The organism is Sphingobium sp. S6, from assembly GCF_905120495.1.
In the GTDB taxonomy this organism is placed as follows: domain Bacteria; phylum Pseudomonadota; class Alphaproteobacteria; order Sphingomonadales; family Sphingomonadaceae; genus Sphingobium; species Sphingobium agri.
Genome location: NZ_CAJHOG010000001.1, coordinates 988291 through 1009785, shown reverse-complemented (window position 1 = coordinate 1009785; position 21495 = coordinate 988291). Strand labels below are relative to the sequence as shown.

Genomic DNA, 21495 nt, shown 5'->3' with positions numbered 1-21495 from the left:
GTATTTTCCCTTGAACAGCCGATTGCGTACGTGGGGAGAACCCCGCAATCCCCGTTTCCGTTTTGTCGTTGCGCTGCTATTCCGATCGCGATGACCGATTTTCGCGACCCGTTCGACGCTATCAAGGATCACCCGTTCGATGAGGCGCTGTCGCAGCGTTACCTCGTCTACGCCCTCTCCACCATCACCGCACGGTCGCTGCCGGACCTGCGCGACGGGTTGAAGCCGGTGCATCGGCGCCTGCTCTGGGCCATGCGGCTGCTGCGGATGGAGCCGGGTGGCGCTCCGCCGGACGTGCTGGTCGCCAATCCTGCGCGCAATACGACTTCCTACAAGAAATGCGCGCGCGTGGTGGGCGACGTCATCGGCAAATATCACCCGCATGGCGACACCTCCGTCTATGACGCCATGGTGCGGTTGGCGCAGGACTTTTCGCTCCGTACGCCGCTGGTCGATGGGCAGGGCAATTTCGGCAATATCGACGGCGATTATGCGGCGGCGATGCGCTATACAGAAGCGCGGCTGACCCAGGCGGCGGCCGACCTGATGGCCGGGCTGGACGAAGGAACGGTCGAGTTCCGGCCGACCTATAATGGCGAGGATGAAGAACCGGAGGTGTTTCCGGGCCTTTTCCCCAACTTGCTGGCCAATGGCGCGAGCGGGATCGCGGTCGGCATGGCGACCAGCATTCCGCCGCATAATGTGTCCGAGCTGATCGATGCGGCAAGCCTGCTGATCGACAATCCCGACGCTGAGCATGCCGATTTGATGCAGATCGTGCGTGGGCCCGATTTCCCGACCGGCGGCGTGCTGGTGGATAGTCCCTCGATCATCTCGGAAGCCTATGCGACCGGCCGAGGTAGCTTTCGCACGCGGGCGCGCTGGCACAAGGAGGATGGCGGGCGTGGGACGTGGGTGGCGATCGTTACTCAGATCCCGTTCCAGGTGCAGAAATCCAAGCTGATCGAGCAGATCGCCGCGCTGATCAATGACAAGAAGCTGCCGATATTGGCGGACGTCCGCGATGAAAGCGACGCGGAGATACGGATCGTCATCGAGCCGCGCGCACGCACGGTCGATCCCGATGTGCTGATGGACAGCCTGTTCCGGCTGACGGACCTGGAGAATCGCTTTCCGCTGAACCTCAACGTGCTGGACGCCACGCGTACGCCGCGCGTCCTGGGCTTGAAGCCGGTGCTGATCGAGTGGCTGAAGCATCAGATCGACGTGCTGGTGCGGCGTGCGCGCCATCGGCTGGACAAGATCTCGGCCCGGCTGGAGCTGCTCGACGGCTATATCATCGCCTATCTGAACCTCGACCGCGTGATCGAGATCATCCGGACCGAGGATGAGCCCAAGGCCGTGATGATGGAGGAATTCGGGCTCAACGACCGGCAGGCCGAAGCCATCCTCAACATGCGGCTGCGGTCGCTGCGCAAGCTGGAGGAGATGGAGCTGCGGCGCGAGCATTCGCAACTGCTGAAGGAACGCGACGAACTGACGAAGCTGGTCGAGAGCCCGACGCGCCAGCGCAACCGGTTGAAGAAGGATCTGGCGGAACTGCGCAAGCGCTACTCGCCGGAAACGGAAATGGGCAAGCGGCGTACCTTGGTCGAGGAAGCAGCGCCTGCGCGCGAAATCCCGCTCGAGGCGATGATCGAACGTGAGCCGATCACGGTCATTCTGTCGGAGCGGGGCTGGATCAGGGCGATGAGCGGTCATCGCGACCTGGCTTCGGCCGACACGCTGAAGTTCAAGGAAGGCGACGGGCCCAAGATCGCCTTCCATGCGCAGACCACGGACAAGCTGCTGCTGGCGACGGCGAGCGGGCGCGTCTTCACGCTGGGTGCGGACAAGCTGCCGGGCGGACGCGGCTTTGGTGATCCGGTGCGGTCGCTGGTCGACATGGATGATCAGGGGGACATTGTGGCACTGTTCCCTGCCCGCGCGGGAAGCGAGTTGCTGCTGGCGGCGTCGGACGGCAGGGGCTTCGTCGCGGCGGTGGCGGACGTCATCGCCGAAACGCGCAAGGGCAAGCAGGTGGTGAATGTGCGGGCCGGAGCCCGGCTGACGGTCGTGCATGTCATAGCGGCCGAAGCGGACAGCGTTGCCGTGGTGGGCGAAAATCGCAAGCTGCTGGTATTCCCGCTGGTGGAGATGCCGCGCATGGCACGTGGGCAGGGGGTTCAGATGCAGCGCTATCGTGACGGCGGGCTATCGGATGCAGTCGCTTTTCGCATGAGCGATGGTTTGAGCTGGACGATGGGTGGTGAAAGCGGCCGGACGCGCACCGAAGCGGATATGACGCCGTGGCGGGTGGCGCGCGGCGCGGCAGGCCGGATGCCGCCGGTCGGCTTTCCGCGGGACAACCGCTTTTGACGATCGCGTAACAATCCGCTTATCTGCTTGAAATGACATCCCGTCGTTTCCTGAAAATTTACCACTGGTGCGTAATCCGGGGGTATGAAATCGGTCCCTGTGCGTATTCGGCCAAGTCAAAGGCTGGACGACAACCTCCTTGCGAGGTTCGAACGCACGCATCTGCGGTGCCGGGCTGAAATGGAGCATTGGCTGGAGGCCGTGCCGCATGCAGCGGCCATGTTGTGCTTCAAAGACAGTGACTTGCAGCTCGTTTCTGTCAACAAGACTTTCTACAGCAGCTTCCTGGAAAGCAGCGATCCCGACGCGGAAATGCCCTATTGCCAGGATTGGCGAGAGCGGATCCTTGAGGTTGCGCTCGCCGAGAATGTCTCTTCATCATTTGAACTGCGGCGTGATGGGCCGTTGGGGCCGGAATATTTCTCCTGTACGGCTGGCCTGCTGCCTTCGAATGAGGAGGGGGTGAACCTCATCCTGTTCACGGCGATGGACCGGACGAGCGACCGCGTCACCGAACGCAACCTGCGGCGGGAATTATTGTCGGACGGGCTGACAGCGTTGCCCAACCGGACAGGTTTCGGCGAAGAGATTGACGACCGGCTGCGCAATACCCCTTGGGCGGGCAATTCGCAGTTCGGGATCATCGCGATCGACCTCAGCCGGTTCAGCCGCGTCAACGAATCCCTAGGTCCCATGGCTGGCGACGAGCTGCTGATCACGGTCGCCAAACGGTTGAAGTCCAACCTGCGGCAGGGCGATGTGCTGGCCCGGATCGGCGGCAACGATTTCGCCATATTCGCGCGCCTGAACAATGGCTTGTCGGACTGCCTTCATATCGTTCAGAGGGTCAAGGATGCGCTGAACTCGCCGATCCGCCTGAGTGATTTGCAGATTCGGGTGGATTGCGCGATCGGCTGTGCGCTTTCGACCAGCCTTGATGATGATCCCGATGATGTGGTGCGCAAGGCGCAGGCGGCGGTGAAGATCGCCAAGCGTAGCGGCAAGGTGGAAATCTACCGTAACGGGGTGCTCAAGGAAGCGCAGCGGCGTTTTTCGATCGAAAGCCGTCTCCGGACGGCCTTGGCGCAGGGCGATCTGACGCTGGCCTATCAGCCGTTGATCCAGTTGCAGACGGGCGAGATCACGGGGTTCGAGGCACTTGCTCGCTGGAATGATCCTGACCTAGGCAATGTGTCGCCTTGCGAGTTCATAGCGGTGGCAGAGGAAAGCGGCCTGATCACGCCGCTTGGGCGATGGGCGGCCTATGAGGCCGCGCAGGCGCTTAGCCGGTGGGATGCCAAGTTCGGGCAGGCTCTGCCGGTCGGAATCAATGTGAACCTGTCCCCGATCCAGATGGCGCGCGACGATGTGGCGTCGATGTTCGAGGAAGCGCTGCGCTATTCTGGCGTGTCGGGCAAGCGCCTGACCGTCGAACTGACGGAAAGCGCGATCATCGCCGACCCGGACAAGGCGCGCAAGCTGCTGGTGGCGCTGAAAGACCTCCAGATGCCGATCGCGATGGACGATTTCGGCACGGGCTATTCGAACCTTGCCAGCTTGCACAGCCTGCCGATCGATATTTTGAAGATCGACCGCAGCTTCGTGTCCACCATGCTGGAAGACAAGGACAAGCAGGCGATCGTCCGTACGATTCTCTCGCTGGCCGAATCACTGAACCTGCATGTCACGGCCGAGGGTATCGAGACGCAGGAACTGGCCCACGCGCTGCAATCCATGGGCTGCGGCCATGGACAGGGCTTTTATTTTGCGCGCCCGATGCCGGAAAATGAGGCGTTCGATTATTGGCGGGCGCGCTGGAATTTCGAAACGATCTGATCCGCGATCTGGTCGACACGGCCTTCCTCCGGGAAGTCTTCCTCTACCCAGATGCGTTGGACTTCCCCCAAGGCTTTGGCCACGTCAGGACCGGGCGTCAGGCCGCGCGTGATGAGGGCGCCCCCGCCGATCGGCAGTTGAGGCGGGGTCCAGCCTTCGATTTGGGCAATGCTGTCGATCGGTGATGAGGGGTCGAGCAGGAGTCGATCAATCGCGCCTTCCACACCGACATGGAAGGCAAGTGCCCTGGCCGGAACTGTGGGAGCCATCGCTTCAAGAGCCACGCTGAGACGCTTGCGGGCCTTGTTGGACAGTTTCAGCCGTGCGCCTACCGCATCGGCCGTTCGCGCGTCGGGAGGCAGCAGGGCGGCTAAGCGCCGCAGGGCGGCGGGCGGGACAGCCGCCTCGATCTCGCGCGCCACAAGCTGTTCTACCCGCGCAAGCCCATCCGTGCCGATTTCGGGGAGTACGGGACGAAAAATGCCGCCTTCGACCATCAGGTGGAGCGAAGCGAGCGGGTCGGGAAGGGCAAGCAGCTTCAGCAGTTCGTCGGCAATCCGCTCGCGCGACAGAGCCATGAGGCTGTTGGCGGCGGCGCGGCAGGCCTCATAGGCGTCTTCGTCCAGCGTGCCGCGTCCGAAGCGGGCGAGGAAGCGGAAGTAGCGCATGATGCGCAGATGATCCTCCGCGATGCGTTCAGCGGCGCTGCCTATGAAGCGGACGCGGCCTGCGCGCAGATCATCGACGCCGCCGAAAAAATCGGTCACTTCATGGGTGTAGGGATCGGCGTAAAGGGCGTTGATCGTGAAGTCACGTCGGGCGGCATCCTCGCGCCAGTCCGCGGTATAGGCGATAGTCGCACGGCGTCCGTCCGTGCTGACGTCGCGGCGCAAGGTGGTGATTTCAACAGGCCATCCCGCGATCACGGCGGTGACGGTGCCATGGTCGATGCCGGTGGGCACCGCTTTGATCCCGGCGGCCTTGAGCCGCTTCACCACTTGCTGCGGTTCCAGCGCGGTGGCGATGTCGAGGTCGTTGACGGGAAGCCCCAGCAGCCCGTCGCGCACCGCTCCCCCGACATAGCGGGCAAGGCCCTGATCGGCCCCAAGCGCGGCGAGCAGGCCATCGAGGCCGGGCCGGTGGCGCCAGTCGGCGTCAGGCAACAAGGCGGTCAAGGTCGAGCCTCCGCGACAGATTGGCAAGGATGGCGGCGGTGATGCCCCAGATGCGGCGACCGTTCCACATGATTTCATAATAATGCCGCTCAACCCCCTGAAACTGAACGGCATGCTTGATACGATTTGCGGGGTCGAGAGCGAAAGAGAGGGGCAGTTCAAACCAATCGGCAACCTCGTCCGCCTGAGGCGTCAGCGGCAGGTCCGGGGGGATCACGCCCAGCACGGGGACAATGTCGAAGCCGGTGAAGGTATGATAGCGGTCCGTCGTGCCGATCACATCCACCACTTCTGGAGCGAGCGCTATTTCCTCCTGCGCCTCTCTCAGCGCACCGGCGATCTCGCTGGCGTCTTCCTGATCCACGCGGCCGCCGGGGAAGGCGATCTGCCCCGCATGCTTGCGCAGGGACGCCGCGCGCTCCGTGAGGATGAGGCCGGGCTCCGGCCGGTCGGTGATGGCGACGAGCACGGCGGCAGGCGCGAGCACAAGCTCCCCATCGATGCGGGGATCGCGGGTGTCCGATGTCGTGAGCCCGACTTCACGCGCATGTCCTTGCGCCAGCGCGGATCGCAGCTGGTCGGCCAGGCTCATGCGCAACCGTCCAGCCGATAGAAGGCGCCGTTGCTCCACAGGCCGACCGGATCGTTCGCTTCATCAAGGGCGAGGTTCATCAACTCATAATAGACGCTGCGATTGACCAACGCCTCAAGTCCGCCGCGCACATGAAGATAGGGGTGCGGGCCGTCCGGTGTTTCCCGGATGACCAGAGGGTGTTCGGGCCCTGCGGGAATGAGGTCACCGGTGTTGAGGCGAAAGGCCAGAGCGCGGCTGCGGCCTTCGCCCTCGCTTTTGAGCTCGACGGCGAGGAAAGGCGCATCCTCCACCTCAATGGAAAGCTTTTCAACCGGTGTTACAAGAACATAGGAGCCATCGCTCTCACGTCGCAGGATGGTGGAAAAGAGCCGCACCATCGTCTCGCGGCCGATCGGCGAGCCTTGATGGAACCATGTGCCGTCGCGGGCGATGCGCATTTCGCTGTCGCCGCAATGATCGGGGTTCCACTTGTCGACCGGCGGCAGCCGCTTTTCCTCCGCCAGGCGAACTATGTCGGCGAGAGACAGGCTTGCGAGATCGGGCAGTGGGTCCATCGGCATGCCGCCGAGATAGGATCACGCGGCGGGGAAGGCAAAAGGGAAATCAAACCGGCGCGGTGATTCGCGGTCCAAGCATGCCTACTCCCCCGATCGCCGCGCCATCGGCCGAAAGGGCGAGCAGGCGGCGCGCTTCATACGGGCCAGGACATGTCCAGCCGCCAGTGGCCGCGGCGGAAAAGCCCCAGAAGCGGCCATAATATTCCGGATCGCCGATCATCATCAGCGGCTCGCTATGATGGGCGCGGGCTGCATTGACGACCGCGTCCATCAAAGCACGGCCATGGCCGGTCCGCTGAAGTGCCGGTGACACGGCGACGGGACCCACCATGATGAGGGGCGTCTGCGTTCCGTCGGCATGGGTGAGGGCGACCGGCCAGCTTTGCAGCGATCCTACCAGTTCCCCATGTTCGTCCATCATGCCGAAGGAAAGCTCCGGCACCCACGGCATGCCTTGCCGGATCAGATAGGCGGTGCGGCCGTGCCGGTCGGGGCCGAAGGCTGCGTCGAGCAGCCGCTCGATCGCCTCTTCCGCCACGATGTTGAGGGGCACAATATGAGACACGTCTTGCCGATCCGCCATCAATGGCGCATGGACCGCGCCGGGAGCGGCGGGATTAGCGCCTGCTCCACAAAATTAAAGTCTATTCTGGCCATCGCCAGCAGCAGGAAAGCCATGAACAGCGGATTTGACGATTTTCTGACGCTGGAGGTCAATCATCTGGACGTCGATGTCCTGACGGGCATCTATTCGGAAGAAACCCACTTGCCGCAGCCGCTGCGCATATCCATCCGCGCGCGGTTGAAGGTCGCCGATCATTATGAGCTGGATACGCCCCTATCCCGCTCGAAAAATTACATGGACCTGAAGCATGCGGCTACGGCTGCGTTGCCGGAGGGGCAGCATTTCACGCTGATCGAAGCGGTGGCGGATCATATCATCGACACCATTTTTCTTCAGGATGACAAGGTGTTGCAGGTCGAAGTTAAGATCATAAAACTAGCGCTGAGCGAGAAGGGCGAAGAAATCGGCATCACCTTGGGCCGGTGGCGCAAATAGGCTGGCAGGCGTTCAGCCTTTCACCAATCCGATCTCGCGCAGCCGCTCGACCAGATAGTCGTGCGCGGTGATGGGCGGATCGCGGCGGGGGTGGTCGGCATCGACGCATTGCGGCAGCGGATCGATCAGGAAATCCGGGCGCAGGTGCAGGAAGAAGGGCATGGAATAGCGAGCCATGCCGCGTCTTTCCGGAGGAGGGTTGACGACGCGGTGGCTGGTTGATCGCAGGCGGTGGTTGGTAAGCCGCTGGAGCATGTCGCCGACGTTGATCGCCAGCGCGCCGGGCGGGGGTATGACGGGCAGCCAGTTGCCTTGGCGGTCCTGGATTTCAAGCCCGCCTTCTTCTGCGCCGAGCAGCAGGGTGATGAGGTTGATGTCCTCATGCGGGGCAGCACGAATGCCCGGAGCTTCTGCCGAAACAGGTGGATAGTGCAGCAGGCGCAGGATCGAATTGCCGTCTTCGATAGCGTCGTCGAACCAGCGTTCCGGCAGCCCGAGATCAAGGGCGATCGCAGCCAGCAGTTCAGCGCCGGTACGATCGAACTCATCATAGAGGCGGCTGAAAAGCTGTTGGAAATATGGAATTTCCTTCGGCCAGATGTTGGGAGGCATGGAGGCAGTCAGCCGATGTGTTGTGGGCAGATCGCGGCCGACATGCCAGAATTCCTTCAGGTCATTTTCGCTCGCGCCCTTGGCGATTTCTCGTCCGAACGCCGTGTAGCCCCGCTGGCCGCCATTGCCGCTGGCGTCATAGCGGCGCTTCACATCATCTGGCAGAGCGAAGAAGGCGCGGGCGATCCGCCAGCCATCCTCGATCAGGGCGGCGTCCATGCCATGGTCCTTCACCATGGCAAAGCCGAACTCCCGAAACGAATCGCCGAGCGCCGCCGCAAAATCCTGCTTCGTCATCGCTGTCATCGACAGCAGCGGGACCTGGTCCAGGGTTGCGTGCGGCAAGTTTCGACTTTCCCTTCAAATGACGGTCCGATCCTTGATCGTCCCCTTCGGCTGAGGCAAGGAGGCGGTCATGAACTACTGGCTCATGAAATCTGAACCCGATGTCTTTTCCTATGACGACCTGGTCGAGAAAGGAAAGGCCGAGTGGGATGGCGTGCGCAACCATGCGGCGCAGCTGAACATGAAGGCGATGCGCAAGGGCGATCTGTCGATCTTTTACCACAGCAATATCGGTGTCGAAGCGGTCGGCATCATGAAGATCGTCGAGGAAGCGGCTCCCGACAGTACCGATGAAAGCGGCAAGTGGATCGCTGTTCATGTCGCGCCGGAGCGGAAGCTCAAAAAGCCCGTGACGTTGAAGACGATGAAGGCCGACCCGGCGCTGGCCGATATGGTAATGCTACGCCAATCACGTCTGTCGGTTGCTCCCCTCACCGAAGCTCAGTTCCGTCACATCCTTTCCCTGTCCGAGGCGTGAAGTTCCGCCGGTTGCGTCAACCGCAACTGGTGATCCGTTTTTTGCGATTGCAGGCCTGTGGCTTGCGCATAGGCTGGCGGCCAACAGAACAAGAAGATGCAGAGGTGTTTGATCGGCATTCACAAGGAGAAAACCTATGCGAATGCTGTCGAAATTCATTCTTACCGGTGCAGTTGCCACCATCGCTGCCGCTCTGGCACCCGCTCAAGCTGAAGAAGGCAAGCAGCGCTTCACCCATGAAGGCTACACTTATGTGTATGAGGTGAAGGATACCAAGACCGGGCAGCAGATTTCCGGCCGTCGCTATCCCGATGCCGTGGCGTTCAACCTAGCGGTTCGCAAGGGCAAGGTGTCTGGCGTGTCGGGCGGCCAGCCGGTTGCCTTCAAGGTTGAAGAAGCCCGCGGCGCCGCTTCAAAATAAGCGCCCATCCTTACCATATATGAAAAGGGCGGCTCCCGGTCGGGGAACCGCCCTTTGCTGTGCATTAATAGATTAGCGGCAGCGGCGCTTGCTGTCGATTTCCTTGCCCAGCAGCGCGCCACCGGCAGCGCCGAGGATCGTGCCGGTCGCACGATCGCCACGGGTATCGATGGCGCGGCCGAGCAGCGCGCCGCCCACGCCGCCGACGATCAAGCCGGTCGTGCCGTTCGACTTGCGGCAATACATGCGTCCGTCACGGCCACGCCATTCGCGATAGCGGTAACCGTCGCGGGCGCTGGCGCCATCCGTGGGGATAGCCATGGACACGGGGATGGCCATCGAAAGGGCCGACAGGGCGATAATGGCTTTGCGCATAATTCTCCTCCGAAACAATGATTTGCTGTTGAACCCGCTGATAGTGGACGAGGTTGCATGAACCTGCGGCAACGAGCTAAACTGCTGAAATAGAAATGAAACTTTTCGGATAAATGTGGCTGGTTGAGCGCAATGCGGCGATCGGGAGCCATAAATCGGCTGGATAGTGGAGTTCAGCGCCTGCGTGTCTGGTCCGATGCTCTTATTAAGGGCGTTTACCCGACGACTTTCACGAAAAATGCGACGGGTGCCGCGCAAGTGAAAAATTTGCGATCTACAGACATGTTAAAGCCAATCGACGGCGCCCGCCGGGCTCGCTAAGGGGAGTCGCGATGACATGTTCCCGGTCAACTATCGCTCATGCATGACAAGTCCAAACGTGGCCGGGCCATCACCATGCCCCGAAGCGAATTTCGCGCGCGGGCGACGGAGTATCTCGATTTCCTCGCGGCCTGGGTTAAGAAGCCGCGACAGACCGCGTCCGTGGTGCCGAGCAGCCGCTACCTAGCGCGTTTGATGGTGGCCCATATCGATCCGTCAGATGGCCGGGTGATGGAACTGGGCGGCGGCACTGGCGTGTTTACCCGCGCGATCCTGCAAACGGGCCTGGCGGCTGAGAAGCTTGAAGTGGTGGAGATCAATCCGGCCTTTGCGCGCGGCCTGCGGCGGCACTTTCCTCATGTGTCGGTGCTGGAAACGCCCGCCCAGATCGTCTCGACGGCGGCGGCCGGTGAACCGGGCCAATATCAGACGGTGGTGAGCGGCTTGCCCTTGCTGGCGATGGACCGGCACATGCACGCTGATATTTTGTCCGAAGCGTTCCGCATGCTGCGCCCGGGCGGCAATTTCATCCAGTTCACCTATTCGACACGCCCGCCTGTCAGCCGCGACGTGCTGCACGCGCTGGACCTGGAAGTCGCGCGCGTGGGACAGACCGTGCGCAACTTTCCGCCCGCCACCGTCTTCCGCTTTCACCGCCGCGGCGAATAGTCCGGTTGCGCACAGGCCGTGCGACCTTATCTAGGCGTGCAGATAAAGAGGGGCATTCGCGCGCATGGCGTCCATCATTACCGTGTCCGGGCTGAAGAAAAGCTACGCTTCGGGATATCAGGCACTCAAGGGCATCGAGCTGGAGATTGAGGAGGGCGAGATATTCGCCCTGCTGGGCCCTAATGGCGCGGGCAAGACGACGATGATCTCCATCATCTGCGGCAATGTGCGGCCAACCGGAGGCACGGTGACGGTCGCCGGGCATGACATCGTGCGCAGCTATCGCGGCTCGCGCTCCGCTATTGGGCTGGTGCCGCAGGAACTGCACACCGATGCGTTCGAACGGGTGATCGACACCGTGCGTTTTTCCCGGGGGCTGTTCGGCAAGCCGCGCGACGACGCCTATATCGAGAAGGTGCTGCGCGACCTGTCCTTGTGGGACAAGCGCAACAACAAGATGCTTGAATTGTCGGGTGGCATGAAACGGCGCGTGATGATCGCCAAGGCGCTCAGCCATGAGCCGCGCGTGCTGTTCCTGGATGAGCCGACGGCTGGCGTCGACGTCGAACTGCGCCGCGACATGTGGAAGCTGATCGGTGAATTGCGGCAAACCGGCGTCACCATCATTCTCACGACCCACTATATCGAGGAGGCCGAGGAAATGGCCGACCGTGTGGGCGTGATCAACAAGGGTGAGCTGATCCTGGTCGAAGAGAAGACCGCCCTGATGAAGAAGCTGGGGAAGAAGAGCCTGACGGTGACGCTGGCCCAGCCGCTGACGCAGATCCCGCCGGAACTTGGCGAGTGGGATTTGGCGCTCAAGTCCGATGGAAGCGAGATCGAATATGTGTTCGATACTCGGGCGGAGCGGACTGGCGTATCGTCGCTGCTGCGCAGGCTTGGCGACCTTGGCATTGGCTACAAGGATCTCAACACGCAGCAGAGCAGCCTGGAAGATATCTTCGTCAGCCTGGTCCATCAGGAGAAGGCGGCATGAGCGGGTTCAACTATCGGGCCATCTGGTCGATCTACAAGTTCGAGTTGCACAGGTTCAGCCGTACCCTGCTGACCGGCTTGCTTGTGCCGGTGATCACCACATCGCTCTATTTCGTCGTGTTCGGCGGGGCGATCGGATCGCGGATGACGCAGATCGACGGCATCGACTATGCCGCCTTCATCGTGCCTGGTCTGATCATGATGTCGATGTTCACCGAGAGCATCTTCAATGCGAGCTTCGGCATCTACATGCCGAAATTCGCGGGCACCATCTATGAGTTGCTTTCCGCGCCCGTGTCGGCGACCGAGACCGTCATCGCTTATGTAGGCGCGGCGGCCACCAAGTCATTGAGCGTCGGAACGATCATCTTCGTGACGGCCCATCTGTTTGTAGACGTCCATGTCGAACATCCTGTCGCCATGGCGGCGTTCATGGTGCTGATAGCGGTCAGTTTCTGCCTGTTCGGATTTATCCTGGGCATTTGGGCGCAAAGCTTCGAGCAGTTGCAGGTCATTCCGATGCTGCTGATCATGCCGATGACGTTCCTCGGCGGCGCCTTTTACTCGGTGCATATGCTGGCCGAGCCCTGGCGTACGATCACCTTGTTCAACCCGATCGTCTATCTGGTGTCGGGTTTCCGCTGGACCTTCTTCGGTCGGGGCGATGTGGGGATCGAGTTCAGCCTGCTCTTCATCGCGGCGATGCTAGCAGTGTGCCTGACCGCCATCGGATGGGTTTTCCGGACAGGTTACCGGCTGAAGAAATGACCGGAGCGGCGCCGCGTGGCCGCTCCCAAAATTGTCAGGCGGCCGCGCTTTCGGGCGCGACGGCGAACAGGGTCACCCCTTTATATTTGTCGTCATCCTCATTGTAGAGGCCGTACATGGCCTCGAACGTCTCATCGAGGATGGAGACGTCGTTGAGGCCCGCGAGCTTGAACGTGCCGAGCTTCAATTCGCGCGGGGGGCCGCCTTCACGCTCCACGGTGACAGCGTCGATGAACATCTCATCATGGCGCGTGTAGAGGATGTGGGGCGCCAGCTTGACGACCATCTTGTTATAGGTCGCCTTCAGGCATTTCTGGAGCGCGATGGCTTCGAAAATGGTCGTTGGGGCAGTCATGATTGTCGTCATTACCGATTCGCAGGCTGTCTTCAATTGCTTTGTGCGCCGCAGCATGCTCCTAAAGTGCATCCGGGCGCTTTTCAGGGTGAGCCGACGAGGCCCAGCCGGTAGCGCATCATCCATCGCGCGAGCAGCAGCACCGCTACCACTCCAAGGCCGCTCGCTAGCCCGAACCAGATGCCCAGGCCCTTCATGCCGAGCGGGAAGGCAAGGATGGTCCCCACGCCGACGCCGATGATCCAATAGCCGACGAGCGCAAAGATCATGGGCACTTTGGTGTCGTGCAGGCCGCGCAAGACGCCTGCAGCCACGGCCTGGGTGGCGTCGACGAGCTGGAACAGCGCAGCGACCGCGAGGAAGCTCACTGCAAGCGCTGCGGTCTGGTTGTTGGCAGGATCGGTCAGGTCGAGAAAAGCGCCGATCAGCAGGCGGGGAACAGTGATGAGCAGGATGGCGGCACCCAGTGCGAAGCCGAAGCCGAGAAGAAGCGCGAGCCACCCCGCGCGTCCGATCGCCGCTGAATCGCCGCGCCCGTGGGCAAGGCCGACGCGCACGGTCGCTGCCTGCCCGATGCCCATCGGCACCATGAACAGCAGCGCGGCGATCTGGATGGCGACAGCATGGGCAGCGAGGGAAGCCTGACCGATGAGGCCCATGAGCAAGGCCGAGGCGTTGAACACGGTGGTTTCAAACCCAACGGTGATGGCGATCGGCAGGCCTAAGGCCCAGACGGCACGATGCCGCTCGCGGTCGCGGGTCCAGAAGCGGCCCATCACCCGATAACGACGAAAGCGGCGGTCGATCAGTATGACGCCAAGCAGGCTGAGGAACAGAAAGCAGGAGGAAAGGGTGCTGGCTAGTCCCGCGCCCAGAAGCCCAAGCGCTGGCAGCCCGAGATTGCCGAAGATGAGTGCCCAGCCCGCGAGGACGTTGAACGGGATGGCGAGCAGCATGATGACAACGGCCCAGATCGGCCGTTCCAGCGCGGATATGAAATTGCGCAACGTGGTGAAAGCCAGGAACGGGAGCAGCGCCCATTGCAGGCCGCGCATCATCAGGCCTGCCTGATGTGCGAGGTCCGGCTGCTGGCCCATGGCGAGCAGGATGGCCTCGCTCTGCCAGAGCAGGAGCCAGGCGGGGAGGACAAAGAAAAAGGCGGCCCGCAGGGTTTGCTGAACCGTGCGGCGAACATCGCGAACGGAATGGCGGCGGCGGCCTCGTTCGTTGGCGATGAGCGGCGCGGCGGCTGTGACAAGGCCCATGCCGAAGATGAGCAAGGCATGGAAGAGGTTGATGGCAAGCGCGCCCGCCGCCACACCCTTTGCGCCCAGGCGGCCGATCAGCAGAAGGTCGGTTGCGGCAATTCCTGCCCACGCTACGTTGCCCGCGATCATAGGTAGAGCAAGCGCGAGCAGGGCGCTCGCTTCGACGCGCCAAGGGGACGGAGTTTGGAGCATTTCCATCTTCAGTTCGCCTTACCCGGCAGGCTTTGCGCCGTTCGCCCGGAGTTCGGCGAACCAAACTGAGGTAAGGTTTGCCTGGCAGGCAACCAAGCTTCGAACGCAGTCGCGTGCTTAATGTCTTTTGAACAAGTGCAGCACCGCGACGATGATCCCGCCGATCACCAGGCCGACGATGGCCCCGCCGATTGCATTCACGGTCCAATCAAGGAAGTGCCCGATCGCAGGCGCGGCCGCTGCCACGCTCTCGGCAGCGTGGTGGATGGCGCCGGGGATCAAGTCCCAGTGAAATTCATGCAGGCCATGGACGATCAGGCCGCCGCCGACCCACAGCATGGCCGCGGTGCCCACCACCGAGAGGATCTTCATCAGGACGGGCATGGCATGGACCAGCCCGCGTCCCACGGCGCGCGCCGCCGATGAAGAACGTTCCGCCAGGTGCAAGCCGATATCGTCCATTTTCACGATGAAGCCGACGACCCCATAGACGCCCGCCGTAATGAGGACCGCCACGACGACCAGAATCAGCGCCTGTTCCCAGAGCGGTTCCGCCGCAACGGTGCCGAGCGCGATCGCCATGATCTCACCGGAAAGGATGAAGTCGGTGCGGATGGCGCCGGACACCTTCTGATCCTCCAATTCCTGCGAACTGTGCGTGGCCAGGGCTTCCTCCGCCACGTCATGGCCGCCTTGCACCGCTTCCAGCAGCTTTTCGACCGCTTCGAAGCAGAGGAATGCACCGCCCAGCATCAGCAGCGGCGGGAGAAGCCACGGCGCAAAGGCACTCATCAGCAGTGCGGCGGGCAACAGGAAAAGCAGCTTGTTGCGCAGCGAACCGCGCGCGATCTTCCAGATGATGGGCAGTTCGCGATCGGGCGTCAGTCCCACGACATAGCGCGGGGTAACTGCCGCGTCATCGATCACGACACCGGCTGCCTTTGAGCCAGCCCTGCCCGCGGCGGCGGCAACATCGTCCAGCGAGGTGGCAGTGAGCTTGGCTATTCCCGCTACATCGTCGAGCAGCGCGATGAGACCCGAAGGCATTGGCTAGATTTCCCCTGTTTCAGGCCCCAGGCACAAGCGCGAGCCGTTACCGCCCAGGCTCATAGAGACGGGGCGGGGCAGGGGCAATGACCCGCACGTCAGGATCGATCAGCTGACGCCTCAATAGTTGCCCGGCGGATCGCTTGCGGGGAAGGACTCATCGACCTGCTCATCGACCATGTCCCAGTCGCTGGCGTCGATATGCTGTTCCTCGGGCCCTGCATCCCTGACGATCCCCGACGATCCGACGGGGCCGCGGTCATCCGCGGGCGCTGGAGCATGCCGGTCCTGCCAGGCGCGCCATGCCACGGCGCTAAGCCCGCCGATGAATGCGAGCTTCAACAACCCCTTCATGATGATTTCTCCTGCCTGTCATGCACATGATACCAGTCGGCACGGTCACGGGTCACTTCGTGCGGGTGAAGCGAAAATTCGCCTTCTTCGTCGGTGCCGGGTTCGGCATGGTCGCCGCCGGGATGCGTCGCGACGACCCATCGCTCCCGCAGCGCTGCGTTGATCATGGCGCGCCATTGCGCCTGATCGCCGGCCTCCCGCATTGCTGGGTCAGGATCCTTCATGATGGCAAGGATGCTGGCAGCGTCGGCGACCCGTGCGTGCCACTGATCCGGATCGTCGACGGCGAGGTGGCGGGCGAGCCGTTCGATAAGGGTGCGCTCTTCCATGGCCGGGGAACGCGTGCTGCTTGCCTTCCGTTCCGCCGAACTCATGCGGCAGTGAACGGGATCGGTTGGCGATCGTTGGTGTAGCAGGAGAAGATGCTGACAGGAGATCAATCATGCCGCGTGGCGACAAGAGCAGCTATACCGACAAGCAGAAGCGCAAGGCCGAACATATCGAGGAAGGCTATGAGGAGCGTGGCGTTTCGCGCAAGGAGGCCGAACGGCGCGCCTGGGCGACGGTGAACAAGGAGTCGGGCGGCGGCAACAAGTCGGGGTCTGGGCGCGGGAAGCCCGACACGCATGTGTCTTCGCGCAAGGGTGGCCGGAAAGGTGGTGCGGCGTCGGCGCGGCGGTCTGCCGCTGATCGGTCCGCTGCGGCGAAGAAGGGATGGGAAACGCGGCGCAAAAGGGCGGCGATCTGAGCCCCCAGGCTCTTACTTCCCCGTCGACGCGCTCCCCTTGGGGTTCAGGCGGATCTCGAACAGCTTGGGCCAATATTTGCCGGTGATGAAAATGCGGTCGCGTTTCTGGTCATAGGCGATGCCGTTGGGCACGCCTTCACTATCCGTGACGCCGCTTTCGCGCATCAATGGGGCGATATTGATCCAGTCGATGACCTTGCCGGTCGCAGGGTCAATGCGGGCAATGCGTGTGTCGTACCAGATGTTCGCCCACAGCTCTCCCTTCACATATTCCAGCTCGTTCAGGCGATCGACCGGGCGGCCGTTGAAGGTCACGGTGATGCGGCGGGCTTCGCGCAGCGTGTCGGGGTCGAGGAAGCGCAGCTGCGATGTGCCGTCGCTCATGATGAGGTTGCGGCCATCCTGGGTCAGGCCCCAGCCCTCGCCTTCATAGCGGAACTGCGACAGCGGCTTGAAGCCGTTGAGCTTCCAGACGAAACCTTGACGATGACGCCAGGTGAGGCTGATCAGGCGATCCTTCCAGTTGACGATTCCCTCGCCGAAATATTGCGGAGCGAGGGTACGGCTTTCGAGCACCTTGCCGTCTTCCAGCGAGACCTTGCGGATGTCGGACCGGCCCTCAAGGCCGGTGCTCTCGTAAAGCACGCCGTCATGGAAGAAGAGGCCTTCGGTGAAGGCTGTCGGGTCATGGGGATAGGCTTTGACCAGCGTCCAGGGGGTGTCAGCCCATGCGGGGGCGGCAATGCTGAGGGCCCCGAGCAGGGCAAGCAGTAGGCCCTTCATCCGGCGGCATGCTCCGCGATCGCCGCAGCGAGCCATGGGGGCAGCGTTGCGGGATCAATGTCCTCGACCCGGCGCAGTTCGATCGACAGACCGAGGTCGGGAAGGGCGGCGCGCTGGCGCTTCTCGTCGGCTTGCGTCAAGGGCACAGCGACGAGGCGGCGGTTCACCTTGCTGCGATAATGCATGCGGGCCGTGTTTTCCTGACCGACATAGCAACCCTTGTCGAAGTCCACGCCGTGCAGTTCGCCCGCATTGGTCTCCAGCCATAGTGTCTGGTCCTGACCGAGCTCGCCCGCCCCTTCGAAGATGCCGAGCGACAGGCGGTGCGCGCGGAAGGCAGCAGCGGCGTCGCCGGATGCTGGCGGAGCGAGCCAGCGATGGCCGAGGGCGGCGAGGCGGGGATCGGCGGGCTTGTCGGGGGCTTCAAGCGACCAATGAACCGCCAGCATCTCTTCCCGTTCGATCACCACCTTGCGGCGGAGGCGGTAGAGGGTGAGCCGCTTGGCCAGCGCTTCGGCCTGTGCCGCCTCGCAATCGATCAGCACATCGTCGCCATCCGCCCAGAGGATGAAGTCGTAGAGTGCCTTGCCTTGCGGTGTGAGCAGGCCCGTCCAGCGCGGCTCGTCCGTCCTGAGCGTCAGGACGTCGCGGGTCAGGAGGCCCTGGAGGAAGGGCCGCGCTTCTTCGCCTGAAATTCTGATGAGCGCGCGGTCGGTTAGGGTGGTGCCGGTCATCGGCTTTAGGTAGGACAGACGCCGATCATATCCAAGCGGCGAGCAATCATGTCCCAGAATTTCGACCTGATCCTGAAGAACGGCACCGTCCACACGCCTGGAGGCGCTGAGCAGACCGATGTCGGTGTGCGCGGCGGCAAGGTCGTGGCGATCGGATCATCGCTGGGCGATGCGGGCGAGGTCATCGACTGTACGGGGCTGGACGTGCTGCCCGGCTGCATCGATAGCCAGGTGCATTTCCGCGAGCCGGGCCTTGAGCATAAGGAAGATCTTGAATCCGGAAGCCGCGCCGCCGTGCTAGGCGGTATCACGGCCGTGTTCGAGATGCCGAACACCAACCCGAATACGGACAGTGCCGAGCGTGTCCATGACAAGCTTGCCCGCGCCCATCACCGCATGTGGTGCGACCATGCCTTCTATGTCGGCGCGACGGCAGACAATGCCCAAGCGCTGAAGGAACTGGAGCGTATTCCCGGTACGGCGGGCGTGAAGATCTTCATGGGCGCGTCGACCGGCAGCCTGCTGGTGGACGATGACGCGGCGCTCTCCCGCGTGCTGGCGAGCGGGACGCGGCGCGTTGCCATCCATGCCGAGGACGAAGCGCGGATGAATGCGCGCAAGGATTTGCGGGTCGAGGGCGACCCTTCGTCTCATCCCGTCTGGCGCGACGATGAAAGCGCGATGATCGCCACGAAGCGCATCATTGGCCTTGCCCGGCAGGCGCGGCGGCGCATCCATATCCTGCACGTCACAACCCCGGCGGAACTGGAATATATTGCGGGACACAAGGATATCGCGACCTGCGAAGTGACGCCGCAGCATCTGACGCTCGCCGCCGAGGATGCCTATCCCCGGCTTGGCACCTATGCGCAGATGAACCCGCCGATCCGGTCGGCTGCGCATCGCGACGGGCTCTGGCACTGGCTCAATCAGGACGTGCCCGATGTGCTGGGCAGCGACCATGCGCCGCACACGTTGGAGGAGAAGGCGAAGGTCTATCCGGCGTCGCCCAGCGGGATGCCCGGCGTCCAGACGCTGGTGCCGTTGCTGCTCAACCATGTAGCGGAGGGGCGTTTGTCGCTGCGCCGGTTCATCGAACTGACATCATCCGGGCCGCAGCGCGTGTTCGGCTTGGTGGGCAAGGGCCGGATCGCGCTCGGCTATGATGCGGACTTCACTGTCGTCGACCTCAAGAAGCGGTGGACGGTGGGCAGCGACTGGCTGGCGTCGCGCTGCAACTGGTCGCCGTTCGAGGGCATGGAACTGACCGGCAAGGCGGTGGGCACCATCGTGCGCGGCAACAGGGTCATGTGGGAAGACGCACTTGCCAATGACGCCGTGGGTGAGGCGGTGCGCTTCGAAGCGACCGAGTTCGCCTGACGCCTTAAGCCTTACGCCGCCGCAAGCCTGTTCTTGCGCGCGGCGGCGAGGCTGTCGGTCGCGAACAGGACAAGACCAAGCCAGATGAAGGCGAAGCTGATCATCTGGCCCTGCGTCAGCTTCTCGCCATAGAGCAGCACGCCACACAGGAATTGCAGCGTGGGCGCGATATATTGGATCAGGCCCAGCACCGTTAGCGGCAGGCGCTGTGCCGCCATGGCGAACAGGATCAGCGGAATGGTGGTCAACCCGCCCGAGAGGATGAGCAGGCTGTTTATATAGCCATCCTGTCCAAAGCTCAGGGCGCCATGCCCCCACAGCCATAGCAGCGAGGCAAGGGCGAGGGGAGCGAGCAGCAGCGTTTCCGCGCCCAATCCGACCATGGGTGCTACCGGCGTCAATTTGCGGATGAGGCCATAGAGTGCGAAGCTGACTGCGAGGCCCACGCTGATCCACAAGGTGGTGAAGGCGGCCGCTGCCATGATCGCCACGCCGACGGCTGCGATCGCGATAGCGATGGCCTGCCCCCGCCGCAGCCTTTCCTTCAACACCAGCACGCCGAGCGCGACGTTGACCAGCGGATTGAGGAAGTAGCCGAGGCTGGCGGCGATGACATGGCCATCATTCACCGCCCACACATAGACCAGCCAGTTGACCGCAATGAAGGCCGCCGAGGCCATGAGAGGCAGGACGATCCGCCTGTCGCGCAACGCCGCCGCCAGCTGCCCAAGGCTGCGCCGTGCGGCAAGTACGCCAAGGATCAGCGCCAGCGACCATAGGACGCGCTGAGATACGACCTCCACGGCATTGACGCTGTGGAGTAGCTTGAAGAAAATAGGCAGCAGGCCCCAGACGCCATAGGCGCCGAGCGCGGCGAACAGTCCGGCCCTGACCTGCTGATCATGCGAATTCAGAAAATGCCTCCGCCCAGAAACAGTCGGAATGTGCCGATCGCCGCAACGATCAGGCACAGGTTGCGGCCGCTGTTGCGGGTGGATAAGATGCCGATCAGGGCGCCAAACAGGGCGATCGGCACCAAAAGCCAGTTGGCGATCCCCAAAAGCGGCAGGAATGCCGGGATCATCAGCAGGAAGGCGAAGAGGCCGATAAGGACCGAGAGGACGTTCAGCATCGCCTTGAAATGGACCTTGTAGCCGCTTGGCGCAAGATGGCGGCGGATGCCATTCGCGTCTGAATGGCATGGGAATATTTAGCGATTTACCACAATCCCTAACGAAAAATTAACTCCTGACATTCACCCCTTGTTTACGAAGGAGTGAAGTCATGCCGCCTTTCCGTTCAGTTTATGCCGCTGCCCTATTGCTCGCGCTGCCGCTCGCGGCCTGTGGGAAAGGGGACAAGGACGCTGATCTGAACGCGCTTGACGCTCAGCTGACCAACAATGCCATCGATCCGGGCCTTCAGGAGGCATTGGATGGGAAGATCAGGGTTGATCCCAAATATGCCGATCAGTCCGGGCAGCCCGCCAGCGCGAATGCGCCGAAACTGAGCGGCGAGGCGGCCAAGGCGTTTGCCGAATCGGTGAAGCTCGCGGGCGGCAAGCTGCTCGCGACGCCTGCTGCTGTGGAAGGTCCCGGGAAGGAAAACCCCGCCATGCTCGCTGCGATGGCGAAGGATCAGGATAAGCCCGGCGGCAACATCTTCTGCCGCAAGCAACTGGCCTACGGCATGCAATGGGCAAGCCGCATGCCCGATCCTTTCGGCGTCTATCCCGGCGCTCAGTTGAAGGAAGCTGCGGGCGCGGACAAGAATGGCTGTACGCTCCGGGCTGCGACTTTCGTCACGCCAGTGCCGCGCCAGAACGTCATGGACTATTATTACACCCAGGCGCGCCGTTCCGGCTTCGACGCAGAATATCGGATCATGGGTGGTGATCATGTGCTGGGCGGCACGCGCAAGGATGATGGCGCAGCCTACCTCATGATCTTCACCGCAGCGCCTGGCGGACGCACGAACGTCGATATAATCGCCGACAAGGGGCAGTAAGCGCGCAGAAAGGCACGCGCTGCCATTTTCTTTACCGCGA

26 protein-coding genes are annotated in these 21495 nt (G+C 62.5%); 11 read left to right on the top strand and 15 right to left on the bottom strand.

Going from position 1 to position 21495, the window contains the following annotated elements:
* Positions 1 to 90: 90 nt before the first annotated feature.
* Together parC and SPHS8_RS05200 are read left to right on the top strand one after the other, a co-directional pair.
* Positions 91 to 2379, top strand: coding sequence for a DNA topoisomerase IV subunit A (parC, locus tag SPHS8_RS05205; RefSeq protein ID WP_201514555.1), 2289 nt, complete (start codon positions 91 to 93; stop codon positions 2377 to 2379).
* A gap of 84 nt (positions 2380 to 2463) precedes the next feature.
* A complete protein-coding gene (locus SPHS8_RS05200) occupies positions 2464 to 4215 on the top strand; it encodes a putative bifunctional diguanylate cyclase/phosphodiesterase (protein WP_201514552.1) in 1752 nt (583 codons plus the stop codon).
* On the opposite strand, the gene SPHS8_RS05195 is transcribed toward SPHS8_RS05200, so the two are convergent.
* The 4 genes from SPHS8_RS05195 to SPHS8_RS05180 are packed head-to-tail and all read right to left on the bottom strand — an operon-like array spanning position 4179 to position 7125.
* Complete coding sequence (locus tag SPHS8_RS05195) at positions 4179 to 5390, bottom strand: CCA tRNA nucleotidyltransferase (protein WP_201514544.1); 1212 nt, start codon at positions 5388 to 5390, stop codon at positions 4179 to 4181. The genes SPHS8_RS05200 and SPHS8_RS05195 overlap by 37 nt on opposite strands.
* Entirely contained in the window at positions 5371 to 5982 is a 612-nt protein-coding gene (locus SPHS8_RS05190) for a CoA pyrophosphatase (RefSeq protein WP_201514543.1), read from the bottom strand. Before SPHS8_RS05190 ends, SPHS8_RS05195 begins: the two co-directional genes overlap by 20 nt.
* On the bottom strand, positions 5979 to 6545 hold the full coding sequence (locus tag SPHS8_RS05185; protein ID WP_097091908.1) for a DUF1285 domain-containing protein: 567 nt from the start codon (positions 6543 to 6545) through the stop codon (positions 5979 to 5981). Before SPHS8_RS05185 ends, SPHS8_RS05190 begins: the two co-directional genes overlap by 4 nt.
* A 43-nt stretch (positions 6546 to 6588) precedes the next feature.
* Positions 6589 to 7125 (bottom strand): GNAT family N-acetyltransferase, encoded by a 537-nt coding sequence (locus SPHS8_RS05180; RefSeq protein ID WP_201514542.1) that lies wholly within the window; start codon positions 7123 to 7125, stop codon positions 6589 to 6591.
* A gap of 93 nt (positions 7126 to 7218) precedes the next feature.
* On the opposite strand from SPHS8_RS05180, the gene SPHS8_RS05175 reads away from it, so the two are divergent.
* Positions 7219 to 7602: a dihydroneopterin aldolase gene (locus SPHS8_RS05175; protein WP_201514541.1), complete on the top strand. Its 384-nt coding sequence runs from the start codon at positions 7219 to 7221 to the stop codon at positions 7600 to 7602.
* A 12-nt stretch (positions 7603 to 7614) separates the two neighbouring features.
* Here the strand turns inward: SPHS8_RS05175 and SPHS8_RS05170 are convergent, their stop codons facing one another.
* Positions 7615 to 8520, bottom strand: a complete 906-nt coding sequence (locus SPHS8_RS05170) for an isopenicillin N synthase family dioxygenase (protein ID WP_443018566.1) — start codon at positions 8518 to 8520, stop codon at positions 7615 to 7617.
* A gap of 109 nt (positions 8521 to 8629) precedes the next feature.
* On the opposite strand from SPHS8_RS05170, the gene SPHS8_RS05165 reads away from it, so the two are divergent.
* Positions 8630 to 9037: an EVE domain-containing protein gene (locus tag SPHS8_RS05165; RefSeq protein ID WP_201514539.1), complete on the top strand. Its 408-nt coding sequence runs from the start codon at positions 8630 to 8632 to the stop codon at positions 9035 to 9037.
* A gap of 136 nt (positions 9038 to 9173) precedes the next feature.
* On the top strand, positions 9174 to 9458 hold the full coding sequence (locus SPHS8_RS05160; RefSeq protein WP_236574971.1) for a hypothetical protein: 285 nt from the start codon (positions 9174 to 9176) through the stop codon (positions 9456 to 9458).
* A gap of 72 nt (positions 9459 to 9530) precedes the next feature.
* Here the strand turns inward: SPHS8_RS05160 and SPHS8_RS05155 are convergent, their stop codons facing one another.
* The gene (locus tag SPHS8_RS05155; RefSeq protein WP_097091904.1) at positions 9531 to 9833 is read right to left on the bottom strand and encodes a glycine zipper 2TM domain-containing protein; all 303 of its coding nucleotides are present in this window, start codon (positions 9831 to 9833) and stop codon (positions 9531 to 9533) included.
* 360 nt (positions 9834 to 10193) lie between these two features.
* Between SPHS8_RS05155 and SPHS8_RS05150 the strand changes: the two genes are divergently transcribed.
* The 3 genes from SPHS8_RS05150 (at position 10194) to SPHS8_RS05140 (ending at position 12587) form a co-directional block, all read left to right on the top strand.
* Entirely contained in the window at positions 10194 to 10823 is a 630-nt protein-coding gene (locus SPHS8_RS05150; RefSeq protein ID WP_201514538.1) for a class I SAM-dependent methyltransferase, read from the top strand.
* 64 nt (positions 10824 to 10887) lie between these two features.
* Complete coding sequence (locus tag SPHS8_RS05145; protein ID WP_201514537.1) at positions 10888 to 11820, top strand: ABC transporter ATP-binding protein; 933 nt, start codon at positions 10888 to 10890, stop codon at positions 11818 to 11820.
* Positions 11817 to 12587, top strand: coding sequence for an ABC transporter permease (locus SPHS8_RS05140; protein WP_097091901.1), 771 nt, complete (start codon positions 11817 to 11819; stop codon positions 12585 to 12587). The genes SPHS8_RS05145 and SPHS8_RS05140 overlap by 4 nt, the downstream gene beginning before the upstream one ends.
* Positions 12588 to 12621: 34 nt before the next feature.
* Here the strand turns inward: SPHS8_RS05140 and SPHS8_RS05135 are convergent, their stop codons facing one another.
* From SPHS8_RS05135 to SPHS8_RS05115, 5 genes are all read right to left on the bottom strand, one after another.
* Complete coding sequence (locus SPHS8_RS05135; RefSeq protein WP_097092831.1) at positions 12622 to 12942, bottom strand: hypothetical protein; 321 nt, start codon at positions 12940 to 12942, stop codon at positions 12622 to 12624.
* Positions 12943 to 13025: 83 nt separating this feature from the next.
* Positions 13026 to 14402, bottom strand: coding sequence for an MATE family efflux transporter (locus tag SPHS8_RS05130; RefSeq protein ID WP_201514877.1), 1377 nt, complete (start codon positions 14400 to 14402; stop codon positions 13026 to 13028).
* A gap of 117 nt (positions 14403 to 14519) precedes the next feature.
* A complete protein-coding gene (locus tag SPHS8_RS05125) occupies positions 14520 to 15449 on the bottom strand; it encodes a DUF808 domain-containing protein (RefSeq protein WP_201514535.1) in 930 nt (309 codons plus the stop codon).
* A 120-nt stretch (positions 15450 to 15569) separates the two neighbouring features.
* Positions 15570 to 15803: a hypothetical protein gene (locus SPHS8_RS05120; protein WP_097091899.1), complete on the bottom strand. Its 234-nt coding sequence runs from the start codon at positions 15801 to 15803 to the stop codon at positions 15570 to 15572.
* A complete protein-coding gene (locus SPHS8_RS05115; protein ID WP_097092829.1) occupies positions 15800 to 16132 on the bottom strand; it encodes a hypothetical protein in 333 nt (110 codons plus the stop codon). The genes SPHS8_RS05120 and SPHS8_RS05115 overlap by 4 nt, the downstream gene beginning before the upstream one ends.
* 113 nt (positions 16133 to 16245) lie before the next feature.
* Between SPHS8_RS05115 and SPHS8_RS05110 the strand changes: the two genes are divergently transcribed.
* A complete protein-coding gene (locus SPHS8_RS05110; protein WP_201514533.1) occupies positions 16246 to 16551 on the top strand; it encodes a plasmid stabilization protein in 306 nt (101 codons plus the stop codon).
* Between the two features lie 12 nt (positions 16552 to 16563).
* Here the strand turns inward: SPHS8_RS05110 and SPHS8_RS05105 are convergent, their stop codons facing one another.
* Positions 16564 to 17334 carry a glutaminyl-peptide cyclotransferase gene (locus SPHS8_RS05105; RefSeq protein WP_201514531.1) on the bottom strand — a complete coding sequence of 257 codons (771 nt, stop codon included), beginning with the start codon at positions 17332 to 17334 and terminating at the stop codon, positions 16564 to 16566.
* The gene (gene ygfZ / locus SPHS8_RS05100) at positions 17331 to 18068 is read right to left on the bottom strand and encodes a CAF17-like 4Fe-4S cluster assembly/insertion protein YgfZ (RefSeq protein ID WP_201514530.1); all 738 of its coding nucleotides are present in this window, start codon (positions 18066 to 18068) and stop codon (positions 17331 to 17333) included. Before ygfZ ends, SPHS8_RS05105 begins: the two co-directional genes overlap by 4 nt.
* A 48-nt stretch (positions 18069 to 18116) precedes the next feature.
* Here ygfZ and SPHS8_RS05095 point away from each other — a divergent pair, with 48 nt between their 5' ends.
* Positions 18117 to 19448, top strand: coding sequence for a dihydroorotase (locus SPHS8_RS05095; RefSeq protein ID WP_201514529.1), 1332 nt, complete (start codon positions 18117 to 18119; stop codon positions 19446 to 19448).
* A gap of 11 nt (positions 19449 to 19459) precedes the next feature.
* Here SPHS8_RS05095 and rarD read toward each other — a convergent pair whose 3' ends face one another.
* A complete protein-coding gene (rarD, locus tag SPHS8_RS05090; protein ID WP_236575010.1) occupies positions 19460 to 20362 on the bottom strand; it encodes an EamA family transporter RarD in 903 nt (300 codons plus the stop codon).
* A complete protein-coding gene (locus SPHS8_RS20345) occupies positions 20359 to 20580 on the bottom strand; it encodes a hypothetical protein (protein ID WP_236574970.1) in 222 nt (73 codons plus the stop codon). Before SPHS8_RS20345 ends, rarD begins: the two co-directional genes overlap by 4 nt.
* Positions 20581 to 20732: 152 nt before the next feature.
* Here SPHS8_RS20345 and SPHS8_RS05085 point away from each other — a divergent pair, with 152 nt between their 5' ends.
* Positions 20733 to 21455 carry a hypothetical protein gene (locus SPHS8_RS05085; protein WP_097091893.1) on the top strand — a complete coding sequence of 241 codons (723 nt, stop codon included), beginning with the start codon at positions 20733 to 20735 and terminating at the stop codon, positions 21453 to 21455.
* Positions 21456 to 21495: the final 40 nt, after the last annotated feature.

Coding starts and splice junctions, on each gene's coding strand:
- parC (WP_201514555.1), top strand. CDS start 91: ATGACCGATTTTCGCGACCCGTTCGACGCTATCAAGGATCACCCGTTC.
- SPHS8_RS05115 (WP_097092829.1), bottom strand. CDS start 16,132: ATGGAAGAGCGCACCCTTATCGAACGGCTCGCCCGCCACCTCGCCGTC.
- SPHS8_RS05120 (WP_097091899.1), bottom strand. CDS start 15,803: ATGAAGGGGTTGTTGAAGCTCGCATTCATCGGCGGGCTTAGCGCCGTG.
- SPHS8_RS05185 (WP_097091908.1), bottom strand. CDS start 6,545: ATGCCGATGGACCCACTGCCCGATCTCGCAAGCCTGTCTCTCGCCGAC.
- SPHS8_RS05190 (WP_201514543.1), bottom strand. CDS start 5,982: ATGAGCCTGGCCGACCAGCTGCGATCCGCGCTGGCGCAAGGACATGCG.
- SPHS8_RS05165 (WP_201514539.1), top strand. CDS start 8,630: ATGAACTACTGGCTCATGAAATCTGAACCCGATGTCTTTTCCTATGAC.
- SPHS8_RS05160 (WP_236574971.1), top strand. CDS start 9,174: ATGCGAATGCTGTCGAAATTCATTCTTACCGGTGCAGTTGCCACCATC.
- ygfZ (WP_201514530.1), bottom strand. CDS start 18,068: ATGACCGGCACCACCCTAACCGACCGCGCGCTCATCAGAATTTCAGGC.
- SPHS8_RS05125 (WP_201514535.1), bottom strand. CDS start 15,449: ATGCCTTCGGGTCTCATCGCGCTGCTCGACGATGTAGCGGGAATAGCC.
- SPHS8_RS05155 (WP_097091904.1), bottom strand. CDS start 9,833: ATGCGCAAAGCCATTATCGCCCTGTCGGCCCTTTCGATGGCCATCCCC.
- SPHS8_RS05140 (WP_097091901.1), top strand. CDS start 11,817: ATGAGCGGGTTCAACTATCGGGCCATCTGGTCGATCTACAAGTTCGAG.
- SPHS8_RS05180 (WP_201514542.1), bottom strand. CDS start 7,125: ATGGCGGATCGGCAAGACGTGTCTCATATTGTGCCCCTCAACATCGTG.
- SPHS8_RS05130 (WP_201514877.1), bottom strand. CDS start 14,402: ATGCTCCAAACTCCGTCCCCTTGGCGCGTCGAAGCGAGCGCCCTGCTC.
- SPHS8_RS05105 (WP_201514531.1), bottom strand. CDS start 17,334: ATGAAGGGCCTACTGCTTGCCCTGCTCGGGGCCCTCAGCATTGCCGCC.
- SPHS8_RS05085 (WP_097091893.1), top strand. CDS start 20,733: ATGCCGCCTTTCCGTTCAGTTTATGCCGCTGCCCTATTGCTCGCGCTG.
- SPHS8_RS20345 (WP_236574970.1), bottom strand. CDS start 20,580: ATGCTGAACGTCCTCTCGGTCCTTATCGGCCTCTTCGCCTTCCTGCTG.
- SPHS8_RS05200 (WP_201514552.1), top strand. CDS start 2,464: ATGAAATCGGTCCCTGTGCGTATTCGGCCAAGTCAAAGGCTGGACGAC.
- SPHS8_RS05150 (WP_201514538.1), top strand. CDS start 10,194: ATGCATGACAAGTCCAAACGTGGCCGGGCCATCACCATGCCCCGAAGC.
- SPHS8_RS05170 (WP_443018566.1), bottom strand. CDS start 8,520: ATGACAGCGATGACGAAGCAGGATTTTGCGGCGGCGCTCGGCGATTCG.
- SPHS8_RS05135 (WP_097092831.1), bottom strand. CDS start 12,942: ATGACTGCCCCAACGACCATTTTCGAAGCCATCGCGCTCCAGAAATGC.
- SPHS8_RS05110 (WP_201514533.1), top strand. CDS start 16,246: ATGCCGCGTGGCGACAAGAGCAGCTATACCGACAAGCAGAAGCGCAAG.
- SPHS8_RS05145 (WP_201514537.1), top strand. CDS start 10,888: ATGGCGTCCATCATTACCGTGTCCGGGCTGAAGAAAAGCTACGCTTCG.
- SPHS8_RS05095 (WP_201514529.1), top strand. CDS start 18,117: ATGTCCCAGAATTTCGACCTGATCCTGAAGAACGGCACCGTCCACACG.
- SPHS8_RS05175 (WP_201514541.1), top strand. CDS start 7,219: ATGAACAGCGGATTTGACGATTTTCTGACGCTGGAGGTCAATCATCTG.